Annotated in this window: 16 protein-coding genes; 14 read left to right on the plus strand and 2 right to left on the minus strand. The window is 56.0% G+C overall.

The window, feature by feature from the left end; translation table 11 throughout:
* The first annotated feature begins 2 nt into the window (after window positions 1–2).
* From IT781_RS12015 to IT781_RS12055, 9 genes are all read left to right on the plus strand, one after another.
* On the plus strand, window positions 3–908 hold the full coding sequence (locus IT781_RS12015) for a TauD/TfdA family dioxygenase (protein ID WP_194970398.1): 906 nt from the start codon (window positions 3–5) through the stop codon (window positions 906–908).
* On the plus strand, window positions 905–1447 hold the full coding sequence (locus tag IT781_RS12020; RefSeq protein ID WP_228779107.1) for an FcoT family thioesterase: 543 nt from the start codon (window positions 905–907) through the stop codon (window positions 1445–1447). Before IT781_RS12015 ends, IT781_RS12020 begins: the two co-directional genes overlap by 4 nt.
* 279 nt (window positions 1448–1726) lie before the next feature.
* Window positions 1727–7642: a non-ribosomal peptide synthetase gene (locus IT781_RS12025; RefSeq protein ID WP_194970399.1), complete on the plus strand. Its 5916-nt coding sequence runs from the start codon at window positions 1727–1729 to the stop codon at window positions 7640–7642.
* Window positions 7632–9068, plus strand: coding sequence for an efflux transporter outer membrane subunit (locus IT781_RS12030; RefSeq protein WP_194970400.1), 1437 nt, complete (start codon window positions 7632–7634; stop codon window positions 9066–9068). Before IT781_RS12025 ends, IT781_RS12030 begins: the two co-directional genes overlap by 11 nt.
* A 197-nt stretch (window positions 9069–9265) precedes the next feature.
* A complete protein-coding gene (locus IT781_RS12035) occupies window positions 9266–9511 on the plus strand; it encodes a hypothetical protein (RefSeq protein ID WP_194970401.1) in 246 nt (81 codons plus the stop codon).
* Window positions 9512–9997: 486 nt separating this feature from the next.
* Window positions 9998–10489 (plus strand): GspH/FimT family protein, encoded by a 492-nt coding sequence (locus tag IT781_RS12040; RefSeq protein ID WP_194970402.1) that lies wholly within the window; start codon window positions 9998–10000, stop codon window positions 10487–10489.
* Complete coding sequence (locus IT781_RS12045; protein WP_194970403.1) at window positions 10480–11304, plus strand: PilW family protein; 825 nt, start codon at window positions 10480–10482, stop codon at window positions 11302–11304. The genes IT781_RS12040 and IT781_RS12045 overlap by 10 nt, the downstream gene beginning before the upstream one ends.
* A 24-nt stretch (window positions 11305–11328) precedes the next feature.
* Complete coding sequence (locus IT781_RS12050) at window positions 11329–12546, plus strand: PilX N-terminal domain-containing pilus assembly protein (protein WP_194970404.1); 1218 nt, start codon at window positions 11329–11331, stop codon at window positions 12544–12546.
* Between the two features lie 12 nt (window positions 12547–12558).
* The gene (locus tag IT781_RS12055) at window positions 12559–13605 is read left to right on the plus strand and encodes a prepilin-type N-terminal cleavage/methylation domain-containing protein (protein ID WP_194970405.1); all 1047 of its coding nucleotides are present in this window, start codon (window positions 12559–12561) and stop codon (window positions 13603–13605) included.
* 24 nt (window positions 13606–13629) lie between these two features.
* On the opposite strand, the gene uidA is transcribed toward IT781_RS12055, so the two are convergent.
* A complete protein-coding gene (uidA, locus tag IT781_RS12060; protein WP_194970406.1) occupies window positions 13630–15477 on the minus strand; it encodes a beta-glucuronidase in 1848 nt (615 codons plus the stop codon).
* Between the two features lie 467 nt (window positions 15478–15944).
* On the opposite strand from uidA, the gene IT781_RS12065 reads away from it, so the two are divergent.
* The 5 genes from IT781_RS12065 (at window position 15945) to IT781_RS12085 (ending at window position 21762) form a co-directional block, all read left to right on the plus strand.
* Entirely contained in the window at window positions 15945–16781 is an 837-nt protein-coding gene (locus IT781_RS12065) for a UDP-2,3-diacylglucosamine diphosphatase (protein ID WP_194970407.1), read from the plus strand.
* Between the two features lie 118 nt (window positions 16782–16899).
* Complete coding sequence (gene lplT / locus IT781_RS12070) at window positions 16900–18168, plus strand: lysophospholipid transporter LplT (protein ID WP_228779108.1); 1269 nt, start codon at window positions 16900–16902, stop codon at window positions 18166–18168.
* Between the two features lie 125 nt (window positions 18169–18293).
* Window positions 18294–19532, plus strand: a complete 1239-nt coding sequence (locus IT781_RS12075; RefSeq protein ID WP_194970408.1) for a glycosyltransferase — start codon at window positions 18294–18296, stop codon at window positions 19530–19532.
* 399 nt (window positions 19533–19931) lie between these two features.
* Window positions 19932–20444: a CDP-diacylglycerol--serine O-phosphatidyltransferase gene (gene pssA, locus IT781_RS12080; protein WP_194970409.1), complete on the plus strand. Its 513-nt coding sequence runs from the start codon at window positions 19932–19934 to the stop codon at window positions 20442–20444.
* A gap of 136 nt (window positions 20445–20580) precedes the next feature.
* Window positions 20581–21762: a phosphoglycerate dehydrogenase gene (locus IT781_RS12085; RefSeq protein ID WP_228779109.1), complete on the plus strand. Its 1182-nt coding sequence runs from the start codon at window positions 20581–20583 to the stop codon at window positions 21760–21762.
* A gap of 72 nt (window positions 21763–21834) precedes the next feature.
* Here the strand turns inward: IT781_RS12085 and IT781_RS12090 are convergent.
* Window positions 21835–22223, minus strand: a 389-nt coding sequence (locus IT781_RS12090) for a response regulator (RefSeq protein WP_194970410.1), incomplete at its 5' end; no start/stop codon positions are given.

Here is a 22223-nt window from a genome sequence, read left to right on the forward strand (position 1 = left end):
TCATGAATGCAGTGGTATCTGAAAATCGAGTAACCATCACCGAAGCAGCACCAGGGAAAATCGGCGCCGAAGTCAGGGGATGGGATGTTACGACCTTTACCCCGGGCTGTCCCGAAGCGGAAATGCTCCGGCAATTGATCTACCGTAATAAAGTGGTCGTCATGCGCGGCCAGCGCCTTGACATGACCGAACAGGAACAAGTCAACTTCGCCAGAGCGGTAGGCCGGCCTCAAGTTTATTTCCAAGCGAATTATCACCACCCCGATTATCCCGAGATTTTCGTTTCCAACAACCTCAACGAAGACGGCAAAAAATTCGGCGTTTCCGGCACAGGACGCTATTGGCATACGGATTGTTCTTTCGAGAAACATCCTCTGCCCTTTACTTCGGTACGCCCTATATTCTTCCCTAAATCGGCTAGGGAAACCTCTTATATCGATATGGCGCGCGTCTACCGCGAACTCCCCGATGATTTGAGGCGCTATGTGGACGGCAGGATGGCGATGCAGGAAGCCTGGCCGCGTTACAAAGTACAGGCATGTGATCTCGACCGTTCGATTGACGAACTCATCGCCAACTTCAAAGCCGAATGTCCGCCGCAAGCCCACCCTGCCGTCATTGAACATCCGGTGACCGGCGAAAAAATCCTCTATATCAGCAGCGGTTTTACCAGCGGATTGGTTGGACTGTCCTATGAAGAAAATCAGCGGGTGATGAAGGCCCTGTTCGAATTCGCCGAGCAGCCGAAATTCATGCATACGCATTTCTGGGAGGAAGGCGACATGATTATCTGGGACAACCGTTCGTTGGTTCATAAAGGTTCCAAGGCCAAGCCAGGCGAATACAGCAGAATGTACCGCATCGGCATCTACGACGATCTGCCATTTTATGTAGGGATAGAACAATGAACATGTTAAGGATGGTCGACCCTCTGGAGAATGTCACCGTTACAGATATCGATGATGGTTTTATGGCCGAGGTGTTAAAGCCTTATTTCAACCACAGTCGTTATCTGAAACAGGCCTGGTTTATGCAATCGGACAGCTCTGATCCGCAAGGCCTGATCATGAACGGAGAATTCTCGATTCCCGAGTCCTGTTATATCGACGACACCGGGCATTTTAACGCCGTTGAGTTCAATATCTGCTTCAACCAGATTTGTTATGTGCATTTGGCACATTGCATTAAAAACGCGTTGATACCGGAATTATCGGATGATTACGATATGGACACGTTCTTCGAGAAGCAGCTGCCGAACGTCTTGATCGCAAAACTCACTTCGAGCTATCAAAGCCAGCTGAACGCCAAGCATTTTTACGGTACTTACGGCATTAATAGCATCAAGAAGACGTCGACATGCACATTCATCAAAACCTATTGCCGTTTTCATGATGACGCCAACGGCAGAAGCAAAGGAGAAGTGACACTCGCAGTAATGGCGCCATAAAGTCCGAAGTATCGCCTGCTTTCCGCGAAACCTGAAACAGGTTCGTCCCCTCCCGATTTCAGGAGCGGAAAACGGGCGACGATTGTTGTTGCGGCGGCGCATTCGTCCTGAGCTTGTCCTGGGCTCGTCCTGAGCTTGTCGAAGGACGGCCGCCTGCACCGCAACTGCGATAAAACACCGGGTCTTCGGCTATGCGTAGGCCTCGTTCGTTTGCGGGTTCTCGACTTTCTATGTTCCTTCAACGCCTTAGTTTTCCAGTTCAATAGACCAGCAACCGTTATGTATCCCAGCCCGATCATCACTACGTTACAACAAGCCCAGCCAGCCCAAAGAAAGCCGATATTGAACGCCTATATTCGCGAGTTACTGGCGAATTTTATCGGCATGGACAGTGCGGAAGACATAACACCCAATCAAAGCTTTATCGAACTGGGCACGGATTCTCTGCAAGCGGTGGGATTCAAGTCCAGGCTGGAATCGAATCTGGTTTGTTCGCTGCGCACGACCTTGTTATTCGATCATCCCAGGATGGATTTGCTGGTCGATTATCTGATCGACGAGGTATTGCCGCTAGAGCCGATGTCGCCGGAAGAAACGCCGGACGCCGCCTTGGCGGCGCCGCCGCGCATCGGCAGCGCCCCGCTGTCCGTTGGCCGGATGCAGCCGATAGCCATTGTCGGATTGGCCGGATTATTTCCCGGCGCCGATAACGCGGAATTGTTATGGGAAAAAGTCATGGCCGGCGAATGCCTGCAGCCGGACCCATACGTGCCGGCAGTTGCGTTCGGATACGGCCGCATCGACGAAAGCAGTCCGCCCGAAGATACCGAGGCTAACGACCTTGCCGACCGCCAACTGCAACTTCTGAAGCGGCTCATTGCGCAACTACAGAACGAATACGAAATTACCGGGCGGATGCTCTCGGAGCCCATGACCGGCGTTTTCATAGCCGCCCAATCGTTCGTCGATCGCCTGGGTTGCTGCGATAACGGCGGCCAGCCCTATCGGGTTCCCATCGCCAACCAGCTATCCTTTCAATTCGACTTGAAAGGACCCAGCGAAGTCATCAATACCTTTTGCACCAGCGTCCACGTCGCGCTGCACCGCGCCGTGCAAAGCATCCGCTCCGGCGAATGCGAACAGGCCATCGTAGGCGCCGTCAACCTCATAGATGCCGGCGAATTCGCGTCCATGGCCATGCATGGCCTTTACGATCAACTCCTGAGCAGCCGCAACCGGACGCGCAGTTTCAGTGACGAAGCCGACGGTTTCGTCCGCAGCGAAGGCGCGGGCGTCGCCATTCTCAAACCGCTGGAGCAGGCGCTGGCGGACGGCAACCGGATTCTGGCGATCATCAAAGGCAGCGCCGTGCACCACGGCGGTCGCGGCTATTCGCTGGAAGCCCCCAACGTGCAGGGGCTAAGGCACGCCATAACAGCCAGCATAGCCCAGACCGGCGTCGGCACCGATACGATAGATTATGTGGAAGCCCACGGCATCGGCAATACGCTGGCCGATGCCCTGGAACTGACCGCAATCAGCGACGCTTATCAGCTGTTGAGCGCGAATCCCGGCAAAAACTGGTTTGTCAGCAGCATCAAGCCCAGCATCGGCCATCCGGAGGTCGCATCGGGCATGGCTTCGCTGATCAAGGCCGTCAAGGCCCTGGAGCATCAGGCCATACCGGGCATAGCCGGGCTCGGAGAGCTCAATCGCGAATTGCCGGCCGATCATACCCTGATTCTGCAGAGCCAGTCCACCCATTGGCAAAACGGCTCCGCGCCACGCCGGGTAGCGCTCAACAGTTACGCGATCGGCGGCGTCAATGCGCACATTGTGCTGGAAGAATATTGCGGACAGCAGGCGGCCGATGCCGGCGCCGCTTTTACTCAGCCATCAGCAAGTGCGGCTAACGCTCAGGCAATGCAAGCCGCCGCTTTGAACGACGATACAGAGGCGGCGCTGGCGAGTCTGGTCGCCGAGGTGTTCGGCAAGGAGCTGTCGGCCATCGACCGTTCGCTATCGCCCGTCCATTACGGTTTCGATTCGATTCAGGTGGTGCAATTCATCAAGCGCCTGAACGAACGGCTGGGCTTGAACATCAAGGTCGCCCAGGCGATGGGCGCCAAAAACTTCGGCGAATTTTTCGATATGCTGGCGCGGCAAACGCGCAGCTCGGACACTAGTGCGCCTGAAATGCCGCAAACGGCGGCGAGCGTGCCGACGACGCCGCAACCCTTGTCGGAAACCCAGAAAGGCCTGTGGTATATTCAGGAAACCTTTCCCGAGTCCACCGGTTTCAACGTCCCGCTGATTTTCCGGCTCAAAGCCCCAGCGGACCACGACTGTTTGCGAATGGCTCTGCTCGCGGTGCTGGAAGAGCGGCCGTTGCTGCGCTGCCGCTTTGAATGCCAAAAGGACGCAGCGGGCGAAGACATCGTCCAGAGGGTAGGCAGAGCCGCCGACAACCTTGTCATCGAGCACCTGACCCTGCCGGAAAGCGAACAGGCGGCGCCGTTCCTGCGCCAATTGCTGCAGCAGCCGTTCAATCTGAAAACCGATCCGCCGCTGCGGTTGTATACCGTAGAATGCCCGGCGGACCAGCGCTACTATGTGTTCTTCGTCATACACCACATCGTCATCGACGGGTTTTCCGGCATGTTGTTTGCCAACGAGCTCTGGGGCAAATACCAGATCCTGGCCGCCGGCGGTCATCCGGCCGCGCAGGCGCCCGACACGGCCTTTTTCGACTTCATCGCCTGGGAGCGCGCCTATCTGAGCTGCGCGCGCGCCGAAGACGACCTGGCCTGGTGGAAAAGCCGCCTGGCCGGCGTGCCGGCGACCATCGCCATGCCTTACGATACCCTGCCGCAACCCGATTTGCCCGATTTAGGGCTGGGCTGCGAAACGCTGACGCTGAACAGCGCAACCCTGTCCGCGCTGAAATATCTCGGCTCCATGCTGAACCAGAACTTGTCGGCGTTATTGCTGGGCGTCTTCAATATCCTGATCCACCGGCTGAGCGCGGAAGACGATATCGCCGTGAACATGCCGGTGGCCGGCAGGCCCTTGCAGCGCCATGAAAACACCATCGGCTGCTACATCAACCTGATGATCGTCAGAAACCAAGTCCGCCCGGACGATACTTTTCTGCAACTGGTAAAACAGATTGGCGCAAACCTTGCCGAAGCACTCGATCACGCCAATTACCCGTTTATCCGGTTAATGCGCGAGTTGAGGCTCACGCTGCTCAACCCGAGCGAAGTGCCGTTTTCGGTGTCGTTCACCTACCAGAACATCTTCGACGGCATACTAGGAGCCGAAGAGCGGCTGGGCGACGTCGAGCTGAGCTACGACGTGTATCAGGAAACGATGGACAGCTACATGCTGGAAGTCTACGATTTCCGCGACAAGGTGGAACTGCACCTGAAATACCAGCGCAATCTGTTCGACGCCGCCACGATCCGCCGCCACCTCGGCTATCTGGAAACCCTGATAACGGCTATCATCGAAGATCCCGGCCGACGCATCGATGAATACGATTGCCTGCCGGAGCAGGAGATAAGCCTGTTGCTGGACGGCTTCAACGATACCGCCGAGGAATTTCCCAAAGCGCATTGCGTCCATGAACTGTTCGAAGCCCGGGCGGCCCTGGCGCCGGACAGCACGGCCCTGATTTTCGCCGGCCGGCCAATGTCCTATGGCGCCCTGGCGGAACGCAGCCGGCGTCTGGCGATCTATCTGCAGGCCCAAGGCATGGGGCCGGATCGGCTGGTCGCGGTATGCATGGACCGATCCGCGGACATGGTTATTGCGGTGCTGGGCGTGCTGGGCGCCGGCGCCGCTTACCTGCCCATCGATCCGCATAACGGCGAGGACAGAATCCGCTACATGCTGACCGACGGCGGCGTCAGCCTCTTGCTGACCCAATCCCATCTGCAGCCGCGGCTGTCCGGCTTATTGGCTGACTGCGGCTGCCGGACCGTGGCCGTGGACGATCCCGCCTGGACCGACCAGGTATCCCGTAACACCGAACTGCGCCGCGAGGCCGGTCCGCAACATCCGGCTTATGTGATCTACACGTCCGGCAGCACCGGCAACCCGAAGGGCGTAGTGATCGCTCACCGGTCGCTGGTGAATCTTTGCCATGCGATGACCGTAAAATACGGCATTACCGAGCAGGACAGAATCCTGCAGTTTGCCTCATTGAGCTTCGACATGTCGGTGGAGGAAATCTTTCCTTACCTGCTGACCGGTGCCGGCATCGTGATCCGTCAAGACGCCGATATCGAAGTGGACAGTTTCTATCGGGTCGTCGTCGACAACGGCGTCACGATACTCAATCTCCCGCCGCAGTTCTACGGCGTGATCGCCGCGCTGGAACCGGAGCGGCAACAGCAACTGTTCAGCCAGCTGCGCCTGATCTCCTTCGGCGGCGAGGCCTTGCCGGAGACGACGCTGCAAGCCGTGCAGGACCGCGGCGTCCGGATATTCAACGCCTACGGCCCGACCGAATACACCGTCAATGCCGCGATCGCCGAGCTTGGCGCCGGGCAGCGCCTGACCATCGGCAAACCGATCGCCAACACCCGCCTGTATGTGCTGGGCAGATACCTCGAGCTGCTGCCGATAGGCGTGGCCGGTGAACTGCATATCGCCGGCGAGGGGCTGGCACTGGGCTATCTGAACAATCCGGAACTGACCGCCGAGAAGTTTATCGACAACCCCTACGCCCCCGGCAAGCTGTACAAAACCGGCGATCTGGCGCGCTGGCTGCCGGACGGCACTGTCGCCTATGTGGGCAGAACCGACCATCAGGTCAAAATTCGCGGCTTCCGGGTCGAGCTGGGCGAGATCGAAAATGCGCTGGCCGCGCTGCCGGAGGTAAAAAGCGCCGCCGCGATAGTGGCAAGGCCCCGCACCGGCGGCGAACGTCTGGTGGCCTATTACACGACCAATTTGGAAGCCATCGATGCCGACGGACTGCGCGAGCAATTGCGCCGCCGCCTGCCCGATTATATGGTGCCGGCCGCATTCGTCCGTCTGGACACGCTGCCGCTGACCGCCAACGGCAAAATCGACCGCAAGCAGCTGGAACAGATGCCGGTGGAATTCGACGCCGGCGAGCACTATGCCGCACCGCAGACCCCGGCCGAAAGGCAACTGGCGGGCATCTGGGAAGACGTGCTGGGGCTTGCGCGCGTCGGGCTCAACGACAACTTTTTCGAACTCGGCGGCCATTCCCTGCTGTCGATACAGTTGGCGAACAAAATCAATCAACAGCTGCCGTCCTCGCGCATCGGCATTGCCGACATCATCCAATGCCCGACCGTGGGGGAACTGGCCGATCGCATCGGCAACGCCGACGGCAAGCCGGCAGGCTCGCCTTATGTCGTCAGTCTGCGCGACAGCATTCCGACCTTCATCATTCCGGGCATGCCGGGCTTAAGCGACGGTTACCATCAGCTGGCGGCGCGGATCGGCGATTGCGGCCCAGTGTACGGCCTGCAGATGAAAGGCTACGCCGGCAGCGCGCCGGCCGGATCGGTAGAGGAAATGGCCGCTCACAACATCGAGCAGATCAGAAGCATTAAGCCGCGCGGCGCAATCAGGCTTTATGCCCACAGCTACGGCGGAACCGTGGTCTACGAAATGCTCAGGCAGCTGCAAGACAGCGGGATTGTGGTCGAAGATGTGGTGCTGATAGACAGCGGCGTTGCCAGTTGGCCGAAGCAAATGGACAAACTTTCGGTCATCGCCTTCTGCAGGATGATTCTCGAAAATGCCGGCATCGATCCGGCCGGCCAGGAGGCGTTCATCACAGCCATTCTGGAAGACAAGCCTTATCCGCTCTGGAAAACCGAACTGGCAAAGTTGCTGCACGCGGCGATGGGCATTGCCGCCGACTATTTTCTGGATCTGTGGCATGTGGTCGAGACGTCGCTGGCCGTCGATTACCGCTATCCGCACGGCAAACTGCCGCACCGGCCGACGCTGATCATCGCCGAGGAGAGCGAGCGCTGGCTGGAACCGGACTGCTGGAACGCCTACTACGACGAGGTCAGGATCATCCATGCCGGCGGCGGGCATTACTCCGTCGTCGCCGAGCCTTATTGCTCGAAATGGCTGAAAGAACTGAAGCCTGGATGCCGTTTAGGTCCGGAACATCTGGAAGGGCACTACTATGGCGCTTAAGGCCGGCTATTTATTGCTGCTGTGCAGTCTGGCGGGATGCACCATGGGGCCCGATTACCGGCCGCCTTCGCTCGCCGTACCGGGTCATTGGCAGGCCGAAAAGGACACCGGCCCGAATCTGAAATTCACAACCTCGGAAAAACTGAGAACCTGGTGGAAGAGCTTCGGCGATCCCCAGCTTGACCGGCTGATGGAACTGGCGCTGACCGACAATCTGGACCTCAAGATGGCATTGACACGCATCGATCAGGCCCGCGCCGACCGGCGCTCGGTCCGGGCGGAGCTGTTTCCGCAGATTGGCATAAAAGCGGGCGGCCAGCGTCACCAGAACCTCTCTCCCATCTACGCGCGCGGCGTCCGTTTCAATATATTCGAGCTGGGTTTCGACGCCCTGTGGGAAGTCGACTTGTTCGGGCGCCTGCAGCGTCAGCTGGAGGCAGCCAGCGCCGATCTGGAAGCGGCGGAGGAGGAGCACGCCCAGGCGCTGGTGACGCTCACGGCGGAACTGGCGCGTTCTTACGTGGAATACCGCAACCTGCAGAACCAGCTGCGGATCACGCGCTCGAACCTGGAAGCGCAACGGCACACGCTGAAGCTGACCGAAAGACTATTCAATGAAGGCGTCGGCACGCGACATGACGTGGTCAGGGCGCGTGCCCAGGCCGAGAACACCGAGGCGCAGCTGCCCACACTGGAAGCCGGGGTGACTGCCACACTCAGGCAGCTGGAAGTGCTGATCGGCAGGCAACCCGGCACGCTGGACGGCGAGTTGCAGGCAACCGCCGCACTGCCGGTTGCATCGGCGCAAAAACTGCTGACTTCGCCGGCCGAAACCATTCGCTGGCGGCCTGACGTTCACGTCGCCGAACGCCGGCTCGCGGCTGCGACTGCCCTGCAAGGCGCGGCTATTGCCGAATTGTTCCCGAAAATCTCGCTGTCAGCCTTTTTGGGGCTGCGCAGCACCGACGTTGAAACCCTGTTCAAGTCAGCGGCCTTTTCCTACAGCACGGCTGCCAATTTGCTACAGCCGCTGCTCAATTTCGGCCGCATCCAGGCCGGCATCGATCTGACCAAGGCGCAGCAGCAGGAAGCCTATCTGATCTACGAAAAGACCGTGCTCGAAGCGCTGAGCGAGACCGAAATTACTCTGACCCGCTATTTGAAGGAGGAGGTGCGGCGGCAAACCCTGGCCCGCGCCGTGGCAGATCAGCGCGAATCTGTCCGGCTGTCCCAGCTGCGTTATCAGGAAGGGGTCATTACCTTTTTGGACGTGCTGGATGCCCAGCGCGCCCTCTACGCCGCCGAAATCGAGCTGGCTCGCTCCGAAGCAGAGACTTCCACGAATCTGATCGCCTTTTACAAGGCGCTGGGAGGCGGCGCGAACTCAGCATCGGCATTAGAAGAAATCGCTCAGGGGACATCATAAGCAAATGGCCTGACTGTTGCCGATCGTCGTCAGGCCTTGGCTCTCAGCCAGGAAAATATCAAGGCAAACAACAGCGGCCTGAAAATCAGTTTTGGTGCGGGAGCTAAGGAACATCATCTGGTGGAAACGGATTTCCACCGCGCCACCTATCAATTCATTGCCTTTCCATCATTTTTTATCCGCCGCGATCTCAGGAAATGCGCAGCCATCTTGGGGCGCCGGTCGCGGATGACGTTCTGGCCGGTCTTAAAAACGGCGAAAGCCCACACGTGCATGCCGGCTACAAAAGGCCGATTCGTCACGGCATCGAGATAGTGTCTCAGGAATTCGACCTGATATTCCTCCATCCACATCTCCGGCGGAATACTGTGCGCTTTGTCAAGTTGAAGGCGCTCCAGCGGCAGTCGCGCTATGTTGAAACTTCCGCCGGACGGGTTTTTTAAACCCGTCCGAACGTTTTACCGAAGCCATGAAATCGGTTTGAAACGTTCTGGACAAACTGGCAAGCCTGCCTTTTTGGAACATGCCCGAACGTTACGGACGGGATGAATATCCCGTCCGGCGTTTGGACCGTAGTCGCGTCGCACTGATCTTCGGAAAAAAGATATAGCGCGATTGCCCTGGCTCCAGCGCCAGGGCAGAGGAACGGACTGAGGATAAGGCGAGAAATAATTTCCCTGAATTTTGACCAGCAACAGTGTGGGGGCGACTTCGCCTACCAACAGTAGGCGCTCTAGGCGAATACCCGCAAGGGGCACAAGTGAACTCGCCCCTACATAAGCGCTGATTTCAGCAACTCTCTGGCGCACCATCGGCGCCAATTAATGGATCGTTTTCAGGCCGACGAGTGCATGAATTTCTTGAGACACCCTGGCAAAAAACCGATATTTGTCTATGCTTAGGTCAATATAAAAACAAAAAATTGACCTATGAAAAAATTAAAGTTCTCGGGCTTCACGGCGCTTGAGCTCATGATCGTTATCGCCATCATTGCCATCCTGGCGGCGCTGGCCGTGCCTTCATTCAGAACCACTCTCGACAAGCAACGCATCACCCACGCGGCGGAAGCCGTGTTGGCCGATCTGCGCTGGGCGCGGGCCGAGGCCATTAAGCGCAATAGGCCAGTCAGAGTCACCTTCACCACCGGCAGTACATGGAGTTATACCTTGCATGCCGATCCCGCCGGCAGCAACACGCTGCTCAAGACCGTCAGCGGCAGCGAGTTTGCCTCGACAACCCTGACCACAGCCAGTTTTGCCGGCGACGTTGCCTATACCACTTTTGACCCGACACGCGGCATCGCCCTTAATGACGGCACGGTCATGCTCACGTCCTCTGATTTTAGCGCCGGCGTTATCGTCAGGCCTCTGGGGCGGGTACATATCTGCGGCTCAATGGGAGGCTACGAAGCATGCCCCTAATCCAGAAACGGCAAACCGGCGTCACGCTGATCGAATTGCTGATCGGCATGCTGATCGGCTTGATTGTGGTTGCCGCCGGCCTCAGCGTTTTCATCACCTCGCTCAAAGGCCAGGCCGACAACATTAAGCTCAGCCGCCTGAACCAGGACATGCGGGCCATGATGGACCTCATGGAACGCGATATCCGTCGGGCCGGCTTCGTGACCTCTGACCCCACGACTAATCTGGCCGCGCTGCAAAACAACCCTTTTTTTGATGCCGCGACCGGCGGCGCTAGCACCGAACTGACCGTTTATAACGGCGGCGCCTGCCTAGTCTACGCCTACAACCGCGATAACGACAGTCCGCCGTTCGTCGACAGCAATGAACGTGCCGGCTTTCGTCTGAACAATGGCAACCTGGAAATGCGCCGCAGCGGCGACACCAACGAAGATTGCGACAACGGCGACTGGCAGTCCATTACCGAAGCGGAAGTGGAAATTACCGGCCTGACTTTCACCTTAACGACCGCCGCCTTGAATGTCAGCAGCATGATGACCGATACCGATGGCGACGGCTGCCGTGATGGCGATGATCAAGACCCTGCCACCGCGGATTCGGGGTGCAAAACCGGCAATTACGGCAATAACCTGTGCGATAGCGGCGAAAGCTGCAACACCTGCACGCGCGATGGCAGCCCCGATCCCGCCTGCCTGTATGTGCGTGACGTTGCCATTTCGCTGTCCGGCCGCTTGCGCGATGACCAAACCGTCACCCAAACCATCACCGAGCAGGTGCGGGTGCGCAACGACAAATACTTGGCGGCCCTGCCTTAACCGTCCCGTTCTGCAAAATTGATCATGAAATTTCCACATTTCGAGTTAAAAGCCCGCCAGCAAGGCGCCGCTACCTTACTGGTGGTGCTGGTGCTGGCGTTAATCATGGGCATTGTCGCGCTGACCACCGCGCGCACCGGCCTGATGGAACAAAAAATGACCGGCAACGATCTGCGGGCCCGCGAAGCCCAGGAGGCGGCCGAGGCCGGGCTGGAGTATGCGGTGGCCTGGGCGCAAAACAATAACATTCCCGCTACCGTCACCTGTTCCTCAGGCTCACTGCCGGCCGGGTGTCCTGCGGTCTTGACGACGGTCACCGGCTCATCGACCGGGGAGAGCTATGTCTATACCCTGACTTACACGAAAGGCGCCGACTCGGTCAAAGTCACCTCGAGCGCACGGGGCGCCGCTGACAACAGTATTGCCGCCACCTCGGAAACCTTCGTTAAGCAAACGCCTGTCGGCTTGTTCGATGTCGGTATGGTCATGCCGCCGCCCTGGGTGATCGCCGGCTGCATTACCAGCGCAGCCACCGGCACGCCCGATACGTTTGTGCTCAACGGCGCCAATAACGCGGTGATCAGCGGCACTGCCGCCGATTCCGCCTGCTTGCCGCAAGGCCACCTGGACGTGACCACCTGGCATGACGACAATGGCAACGGCATCAAGGATGCGGGCGAGGAAGGGGCTCCAACGACCTTCAACCGCGGCACGTTTCCCGGCTGTCCCGGTACGCATTGCGCCTGGAATTACGTGTTCCAAATGCCCTTGGAAGACGCCATCGAGCGGGCTACCGCCGCGGGCCACGTTTATGCCAGCGATATTCCCTGCGGCCCTGCAACGTCAGCGCCCGCCATTTATGTGATCAACAACGGAGGCCCGATCAATAGCGCCGACATCGCCGGTTACTGTACCGGCACGGGCGTTGATTCCACCACGATAGGCGCCCCCAATCAGCCGGTGCTGCTGATTGTCCCCAGTGCCAATGGCTGCCCGAAATTCAATGGCGGCGTCACGATTTACGGCATCATCTATTTCGAGTCGACGACCGACTGCGCCTCTAACGGCTGGGGCGGCGCAACCGTATACGGCTCGGTCATCTGGGAGGGCAGCGTTGACAAACCCAATGCCAACTCGGAATTCATCGAGGTGGATTATGAAGACGCTGGCGACCTGAATACCATATTCAATACCGGCATGGACGATGCGACGCGCATCCCCGGCACCTGGAAAGACTTTTAGAGGAGATTCACGATGAGAAGAACACAGCCTGCTGGGCAACAGGGCTTCAGCTTGTTGGAAGCCTTGATTGCGGCCTTGGTCGTCGCGGTGGCGATGCTGGGCGTAGCCCGGCTGCAAGGCCTCACCATGCTGGAAAGCGGGGACAGCCGCATGAAGACCCACGCCCTGAATCTGGCGCAAGACAAAATCGAAGAACTGCGCAGTTTCTCCAATCAGGATGCTTACTTAGGCATGGCTTCAGGCAGCGATACCCACGCCGGCGCCAACGGCACCTTTACCCGCACCTGGACCGTCATGAGCTGCGCCAACTTGTCCCCCTCTTGCGACAGCAACGGCAATGGCAGCATTGATGACAATGAATCCAATTACAAGCAAGTCAACGCCCAAGTCATCTGGACGGACCCGCGAGGCGCCGAGCAAACCGTGCAGTTGACTTCGTACATCACCGGCGTCGAACCGGTGAAATCCGGCATGGCATTGGCATTGTATACGTCAGGATCGGGAGCAGGAACGGAACCGGAACCGGAACCCGAACCCGAAACAATACCGGACCCAGCCTCCGACCCTCATCCGGAACCCGAACCAATACCGGACCCGGTCACGGAGCCGGTACCGGATCCCGTACCGTCCTCCCCGCCTACCGGCGGTGCCTGCACAGGCCTTGTGACAGCCGCGATTGTCACCGGCTCTTTTGAAAGCGCCCAGTCGCTTACCCTGGGGAGCCAATTTAAGCTTAGCACCAAGCCGCTGGCTGTCTGCACCGTCATCGCCCTTAACAGCGTACTTGATCTGGCGGCGAAAAAAGGCACGTACATTTGCAGCCTACAGGATCTGGACCCGGCGATTGTCTCGCTGGACGTAGGCGGAAAAGCCCTCGACTTAAGCGTCAATCTGGCGCTATCCGATATCCCGCTGCCAGGCCTGGCCGGCCAATTGAACTCATTGTTGAAACCGCTCAATCTGCCGCCTGATCTTGCCTGCGTCAAAGCCAACGTCACCCTGCCTATAAAAATAACAGGGAATGAGAAAAATTATAATGTCACCATCAAGGAACTATAGAACAGCACGGTAACGGTATTTCCATCAGCTTTCTGCCCACCTCGAACGCAGGAAATGTGCAGCCATTTTGGGGCGCCTGTCGCGGGTGAACACGCCCTTGAAGTTCATCGCGGCCGCGCGGATGACGTTCTGGCCGGTCTTGAAATCGGCGAAGGCCCACACGTGCATGCCGGCTACAAAAGGCCGGTTCGCCACGGCATCGAGATAGTGCCTCAGTAGCTTGACCTGATACTCCTCCGTCCACATCTCCGGCGGAGTATTGTGCGCACCGGGAAGGGTGTCGGCGCCGAACTCGGTCATGATGATGGGTTTGCCCAGCGACTCGTGCAGTGCATCCAGCTCGCGCTCCAGCTCCTGCTTTGCCCGGTCGAGCTGACCCGGCATGGTGTACCAGCCGTAGTAGCGGTTGATGCTGACAATGTCGAACAGCCCGAGCCACTCGGTCGGTCCGCCTTGCAAGCCGACGAGCGTAACAGGCCGTGTCCCGTCGAGCCTGTGCGCATCGTCGTAGAGCTGGCGAAAGAAGGATGTGCCTGCCGCGACAGCTTCCGGCATCGATACGTCAAGCGCCGATCCTGTCACCGGTTCGTTCGCTACGCTCCAGATGATCGTGCTCGGGTGGTTCTTGTCGCGTAGGATCAGTTCGCACAGCTGCTGCCGACATTGCACAAGGCGGCTGGCGCTCAGCGCCTCCCCATCCCCGAAGTTCAGGCCGACGGCGGGAATCTCGTTGATCACCAGTACGCCGAGCCGGTCGGCTAGCATCATGGCCTCCTCCGCGTAGGGATAATGCGAGGTCCGGTACGAGTTGGCGCCGATCCATTTGAGCAGTTCGTAGTCCCGCACCCACATGGGCAGGTTCTGTCCGCGGCCGCTGAGCGGGAAATCCTCATGCTTGCCGAACCCTGTCAGTTTGATCGGCTGCCCGTTCAGCAGCAACTGATCCCCGCACACCGCAATGGTGCGGATGCCGATGTCGAGCGAGTAGGCATCGATAGTTTGGTCTTCGTCGGTGAGCGTAACGGTTAGAAGGTAAAGGTACGGATCTTTTGGGCACCAGAACCGCGCCGAGGGTACGCGCAAACTGGCTTCAGCCGAACCGGCGCAGAAGTTCAGTTCGGCTTCGCTATCGTTCAACAGCAACTTTCCCTTGCCGGCATATCCGCCGGCGGACACCGTGACTTTGACGACGCCGTCCTCGCCGTCGAGCGTCGTAACGACCGTGACGTCATCGATGTGCGCGGCGGCTGGGACAGAGTAGAGCAGCACGGGTCGGTGCAGCCCTGCATACGGGAAGAAGTCGTACGTTGTCGCCGGGAATGGGGGCAGGCTTCCGAACGCTCCGGCTCCCACTGCCGCAGGCCCAGGCGGCACGCGCTCGGGCAATTGTCTGTTCTCGATGAAGATGGCGATGATGTTTTTTCGATCCCATAGCAATTGATCAGTGATCTCGACAGCGAAAGGCAGGTGTCCACCGAAATGTTCGGCAGCGGCAATGCCGTTGACCCACACCTTGGCAGCATAATTCGCCGAGCCTACGCGCAGAAACACGCGTTGTCCACGCCAGAAGGACGGAACGTATCCCTCATGCCGGTACCAGGCGAGGCCCAGGTAGTCCCGTGCATCATCGAACAGGTCGTTCCAACTGCATGGCACCGGAATCATGCGCGGCGAGGGCAGGGCATTGAACCACGCCTGCGCTTCGCCTTCTTCCTTCGGGTCGAGCTGGAACTGCCAAAGCCCGGAAATATCCAGCACGTTGCGCAGCAGGTTCTGCTGCGGGTAAAGCAAGCCGCCGCTGCCGGGTATGGCGGGCTTGTGCGCTGCTTTTTTATGGTCGGTATCGTTGCCGTGCGAAAGCGGATCCTTCATTTTGTCTCCTTAGTTTGCCTCATGCCAGGATGGTGTTTTGATGGGGTGAAGGTGTCATCGTATGCTCGCTAATTCAGTAAAAATTGGCAGCTGATTTACGAAGAACCTCTTCAAATCATCTCCGCCCCATTCCGCGCGCGTCAATTTTATTCTTTACTTTAACAGGCATTTGGCTGCGGGCAGTCGTGCACCGGTTTTCAGCATTAAATAATGCCATCACAATGTTTGTAACATAAATTTCATTTCCTTTTGTTAGCATTCCATAGATGTAGACCTTTCTGGGGGTAACCCTTCATTCACTAGGGAGAATAGTGTTGCCTGATCCTAACATTGCCTTTGGAGATGATTTATGCACGATCATGACCTTGTAAAACAGTTCAACATATTGTCTGGCGAGCCACGGTAATTCTGTGAGCTACGGTTAAGCGGGCAGTCTCAGAGCGCCTCATAACATTGACATTTTTATTATGGACAATCATTCCTATCGCACCATCTGGATTTCTGATCTCCACCTTGGCTCTACCCAGTGCCAGGCGGATGTTTTGCTGGATTTCCTAAAGCACAACGACAGCGAAAAGCTTTACCTGGTCGGCGACATTATCGATTTTTGGGCACTTTCCAAGAAATCGTACTGGCCCAGGGACCATAATACGGTAATCCAGAAGGTACTGAGAAAAGCGCGGCATGGCACCCAGATTATTTACATACCCGGCAATCACGACGAAAACGTAAGGGACTACCACGATTATGTTTTCGGCGACATCATCGTGAAAAATTCGGATGTTCATGTTACGTCCGCAGGGAAGCAATTCCTGGTGGTCCACGGCGACGAATACGACACGATCGCCAGATACCATAAGTGGATTGCCAAGCTGGGCAGCGTGGGATACGACCTTCTGCTTGAAATCAACCGCTTTTTACGAATGGCCAGGCGTTGGTTCGGCATACAGTCGCACTTCTCTCTTGCCGCCTTCGTGAAGTTCAAAGTCAAGAATTTGGTTCAGTTTATTTCAGATTACGAAGAAAGCATCGTCAGCACGCTCAGAGACCAGAACCTGGACGGCGTTATCTGTGGACATATACACCATGCCGAAATCAAGCAGATAGACGGATTTCTGTATATCAACACAGGTGATTTCGTGGAAAGCTGCACGGCTATAGTGGAACACGCCAATGGCGCTCTGGAACTGGTGAAGTGGCACAAGACTCAACTGGCCCTTGCTTATAATGAAGCTCAGGAAGCTGATATGCCTAAACAGATAAACTGGTTAATGGCTAAACGCGACAACATCAAACGACAATGAATTCAATAAATATCAATGCAGTCAGCAAGTTTATGGATAGGCTTTATCGCTTGTTCCGGTTCAAGTTTGCAGCCGATGGACTCAATGAAATAAATCTTCAACCATTCAGGGTACAATAATGGTGGTTTCCGTAAAGTCGCGCAGCGCAGATAATTCCATAAGCCGCGGTTTCAACACCATTCTTGCGGCACAGTTTTTTTCATCGCTGGCGGATAACGCGCTTCTCTTTGCCGCTATCGCGTTGCTCAAGGATCTGGATGCGCCTTCCTGGCAAACGCCTGTATTACAGCAATTTTTCGTCTGCGCCTTTATCGTGCTCGCACCTTTTGTCGGCGCATTCTCCGATGCGCTGCCGAAGGGGCAGGTCATGTTCATCAGCAACAGTATCAAGATAGTAGGCTGCACTGCCATGCTGCTGGGGTTGCATCCGTTGCTCGCTTACGGTTTCGTCGGCATTGGCGCGGCGCTGTACTCGCCGGCCAAGTACGGCATCCTGACCGAGTATCTTCCTGCCGATAAACTGGTATGGGCCAACGGCTGGATGGAAGGTCTGACCGTGGCGGCCATCATTTCGGGCGCTATTTTTGGCGGTTTATTGATTGGTCATCGTGTCGAGGATCAGGTTGTCCAGAGGCTGGGCGGGCTTGAGTTCAATGGCGGTATCGATACCGCTCCGGAGTTCGCGATTTTTGTCATACTGGGTCTTTATCTGACGGCGGCGATACTCAATTATTACATTCCCAAACTGCCTATTGAGCATACTTTATCGAAACGAACGCCAGGGTTCCTGTTGGCTGATTTCTGGCGGACTTTTCTGCTTCTGTGGAAAGATCCGCTGGGGCAGGTATCTCTCGCGGTAACCTCCCTGTTCTGGGGTGCGGGAACAAGCTTGCGTTTCATCATTCTTGCCTGGTCTGCGGCAGCGCTGCAGCTTGATCTGGAGCAGGCAACGCAATTGACGGCAGTCGTCGCGGTAGGCCTTGCTATCGGTTCTGTGGTGGCGGCCAAGGCTGTGCCGTTGGAGCATGCCGTGAAAGTATTGCCCTTGGGGATAGCCATGGGATTCGTTGTATTGGCGATGATATGGGTGACCGATTGGCGGCTGGCGGTGCTGATGCTGATACTGATCGGGACCCTGGCCGGCAGTTTTTTGATACCGATGAACGCATTGCTGCAGCACCGCGGGCACCAGTTGATGGGCTCCGGGCACTCCATCGCCGTGCAGAACTTCAACGAAAATCTAAGCATTTTATTGATGCTTGGCGCTTATGCGCTGATGATCAAGGCCGGACTTTCGGTGAATACGATCGTGGTCGTGTTTGGGCTGTTTGTATCGATTACGATGGCTTGGCTTACCAAAAAACATGGCCACGATCAGGACAGATAAAAAGGCGCGTCAACCTGTTTCAGGCAGGGCTGTATCCGAGTCCCGAAAGCAATTGGAATTGACGTGCGTGTGATTGACAACCTTGTCCAGTTTTCAAATAACTCAAGCAGGTACGTTATACACAAATGAAGAAACGGGTTTTGATTATGTCGGCAGGTGCGGGGACCGGTCACATTAAAGCGGCCGAAGCCTTGGAGAAGTCTTTTGCCGCTGACGATCGGGTCGCCGAAGTCATCAGCAACGATGCGCTGCAGTACACCAACAAGCTGTTCCGGGATTTCTATTCCAGCTTTTACACATCGCTGGTACGGTCCGCGCCCAATTTTCTCGGCTGGTGGTACAAAACCAGCGATGAACCCTGGTACACAGACAGAATGCGCCATATGATAGACCGGCTCAATACCAAGCCGCTGGTGCGGTTTATCCGGGAATTCAATCCGCATATCACGGTCTGCACGCATTACATGCCAGCCGGCATCATTTCCCATTTGATCGCGACCAACCAGCTGCAGGCGCATTTATCCATTGTGGTCACGGATTTCGATTTTCATGCCATGTGGCTGTCGCGCTCATTCCATCGCTACTTTGTCGCCATCGATGAAACCAGGGCGTACCTTGAAATGCTCGGGATTCCCAGTGAGAGGATTACGGTGTCCGGCATACCCATAGATCCCGTTTTTCAGCTGCCCATCAACCGCGAAGAAGAAAGGCTTCGTTTCGGATTGAACCCGGAAAAACCGGTTCTGCTCCTGTCGGCGGGCGCCCTTGGCGTGGGGCCGGCCGAGTTCATGGTGGAGCGGATGCTTAATCTGAATAGCGATGCGCAGACAGTGGTCGTCTGTGGGCGCAACGACGAACTGAAACAGCGTATTCTGCAATTGGTCGACAGCCGAAGCTCAAGATTCAAGGTTCTGGGTTACAGCGGCGAAATGCACAAGCTGATGAAGATGGCCGATATTTTTATCGGCAAGCCCGGCGGCATGACGGCCTCCGAGGCTATCGCCTGCGGGTTGCCCATGTGCGTGGTTTCTCCCATTCCCGGACAGGAGGAAAGAAACAGCGATCATCTGCTGGAAGAAGGTATTGCCGTCAAGTGTAACGATTTGACGACGCTGCCTTTCAAACTGGAGCGCTTGCTGGAGGACCCTGCCAGGTTGAGCCGAATGAAAGCCAATGCCCTGCGTTTTGCCCAACCTGCTGCTTCGGCAACGATTGTCGATACGTTGCTCGAGGACCGTCTTCCGCCTTTATCGCTTACCAAGAATCAGTGGGCGGCAATTACGCTGGCATCGGGAGCTGACAGTCAGCGCCGTTCATACGCTGCCGGCCTCGCTTCTTACTATAGCTTCAAATTCCGTAACTGATGGTATGCAACTGTAGGGTCGAATTCATTCGACCCGGGACGCATGCAGGCTTCCCAAAAGGCAATAGGTTTTTGTTGAGTGCGAATACCCTAAAGGGCACAAGTGAATTCGCACCTACGCGCATATTGGATCGGTCGACTACCCTTTCTTCATGAGGCTTAAACCGAATTGAGGTTATTCAACCATATCTCAATCATCGCCTTAAATGAAAATCCGGCCGGAAGTCGGGAATGCTTCATCAAACTGTCACAAAGCCGATTTACTATTGCTTATAAGTTCTCAGACAATCCGGTGGCGCCGCTATTGAGCCGTTCAGCATCAGGGCGACTTTTCTGGCGCAGTGAATCAATTCAAAAGGCAATAGTGTAGCGCTATTTGTCGGGCATGTTATAGGTTGATATGAACATATTAAAACTGTTGAAACTAGCTGATATCTTCACTATTGCCAATTTATCGTGCGGAATACTGTCCATCACGATGTCGATCGAAGGCGACTTCAATATAAGCGCTTCATTGTTGTTTTTAGCGGTGATTTTCGATGTACTGGATGGAAAAATAGCCGGTTTATTGCATCAGAAAAATCTTTTCGGAAGACAAATCGATTCAATGTCGGATTTGGTTTCATTCGGCCTTGCGCCCATGCTGCTTTTTTATTCATTGAATACGCCGGGAATATTGATATCTGCCTTATCAGTGTTTTTCATCACTTGCGGCATGCTTAGACTGGCCAGATACAATGTTTCCGATGCGCCCGGCTTCGAAGGCGTGCCTATTACTGTCAATGGCGTTTTGTTCCCCATTCTTTTTTTGATTTACAGCAATAATCCGGTCAGCTTGAATTTTTGGCCAATCATTATATTGATCCAAGGTTTATTAATGGTTTCCACCATTAAGGTCTCTCGAATATTTTGAAGCGAGCAGGGCTGTTTTTGCCTATTTTTCTGGGCAAATAATTTAGCTAAAGAAATATTATTGGGTGCAGGGGTTGAGGTGCGGACCGATTCCAATAAACGATATCCGAGTTCAATAGTATTTGCAGGGTTTTACGATGAATCACTATTCACCCATATTCAAGATCAAAACCTATAACGCCTTGTCAAGCAGCGGTCTGGAAAAATTTCCGGCTGAACGCTATGAAGTCGGGCCGGAGATTGAACGTCCTGATGCGATTCTGCTGCGCTCTCAAGATCTGTATGATGTTCCCATACCCGAGACCGTTAAAGCCGTGGGCAGAGCGGGTGCTGGCATTAACAATATTCCTGTTTCCGAATATTCAAAGCGAGGCATTCCCGTATTCAACACACCAGGCGCCAATGCAAATGCCGTGACTGAACTGACTATCGCCGGCCTGTTGCTGGCGGCGCGCAATATTGCCGAGGCCTGGTATTTCGCAAAAAATCTCGATGGAGATGGGGAATCACTTGATGCATTAGTTGAGCAAGGCAAGAAGCGCTTCTCCGGATTCGAGTTGGCCGATAAGACATTGGGCGTAGTGGGACTGGGCGCCATTGGCGTAAAAGTGAGCAATGCCGCTACGGCTCTCGGTTTGAAAGTAGTGGGGTTCGATCCCCAGATTACTGTGGAAAGTGCATGGCGACTCTCGGCAGATGCCATTCCTGCCGGCAGCTTGGACGAGCTGTTGTCAGGCTCGGATTTTGTCAGTCTGCACGTACCGCTGAATGATCATACCCGACAGCTTATTAATGAGTTATGCATCGATAAGATGAAGCCCAAAGCGACTTTGCTGAATTTCTCGCGAGCCGCAATAGTCGAGGAAACTGCCGTCCTGGCGGCGCTGGAATCTTCTAAACTTCATGCTTATGTTTCGGATTTTCCATCGCGGGCCTTGTTGAATCATCCGCGAACAATCGTATTGCCGCATCTGGGCGCATCGACCGCTGAAGCAGAGGATAATTGCTCCGTTATGGTTTCTCAACAGGTGCGTGACTTCTTGGAAAACGGCAATATTCGCAATTCGGTCAATTTTCCGGATGTCAATTTGCCTCTTAACGATGGCTTTCGGCTTGCGATTGCTAACAAAAACGTCCCCGGCATGGTCAGTCAGATTACTGCGGTTCTGGCAGAGAACAGGATTAATATTGTTGATATGTTGAATAAGTCTCGCGGGGATTATGCTTATTCGTTGCTCGATATAAACGATAAAGTCCCGATGGAAGCCCTTGCTCGGCTAAGTTCCATCCAGGGAGTGCTTTCAGTGCGGGCGATTTGAAAAGTTTTGCGCAAATATTCAATTTTTTGCCTAAAGATTTTGCCGTGATCCATTCGCGGTGCAAAGACGGACTTAGCTGGGTATATGGTCGGGAAATGATGGTTGGGTCAAGGCGCCCTGTAGTTCGTCAAAATCGACCGGCTTGGTCAGGTAACCGTTGAATCCGGCTGTTTTCGCCTGTTCATGATCACCTTGCCGCCCGTAGCCGCTCAATGCGATCAGTTGCATCCTTTTCAGGGCGGGATCTTGCCTGAGCGCCCGCGCGACCGCGTAGCCATCCATGCCGGGCAGGCCGATGTCAAGCAGCATAATCTGCGGCCGTTCAGCCAGAGCGACTTCCAGTGCCGTGTAACCGTCATAGGCCAACCGTACAGCGTGGCCTTCGCTGGTCAGCAGCATGGACAGGCTCTGGGCGGCATCGCGGTTGTCGTCGACTACCAGAATGCGGAGCGGGCCTTCAT

The organism is Methylobacter sp. BlB1 (assembly GCF_015476545.1).
GTDB lineage: Bacteria > Pseudomonadota > Gammaproteobacteria > Methylococcales > Methylomonadaceae > Methylobacter.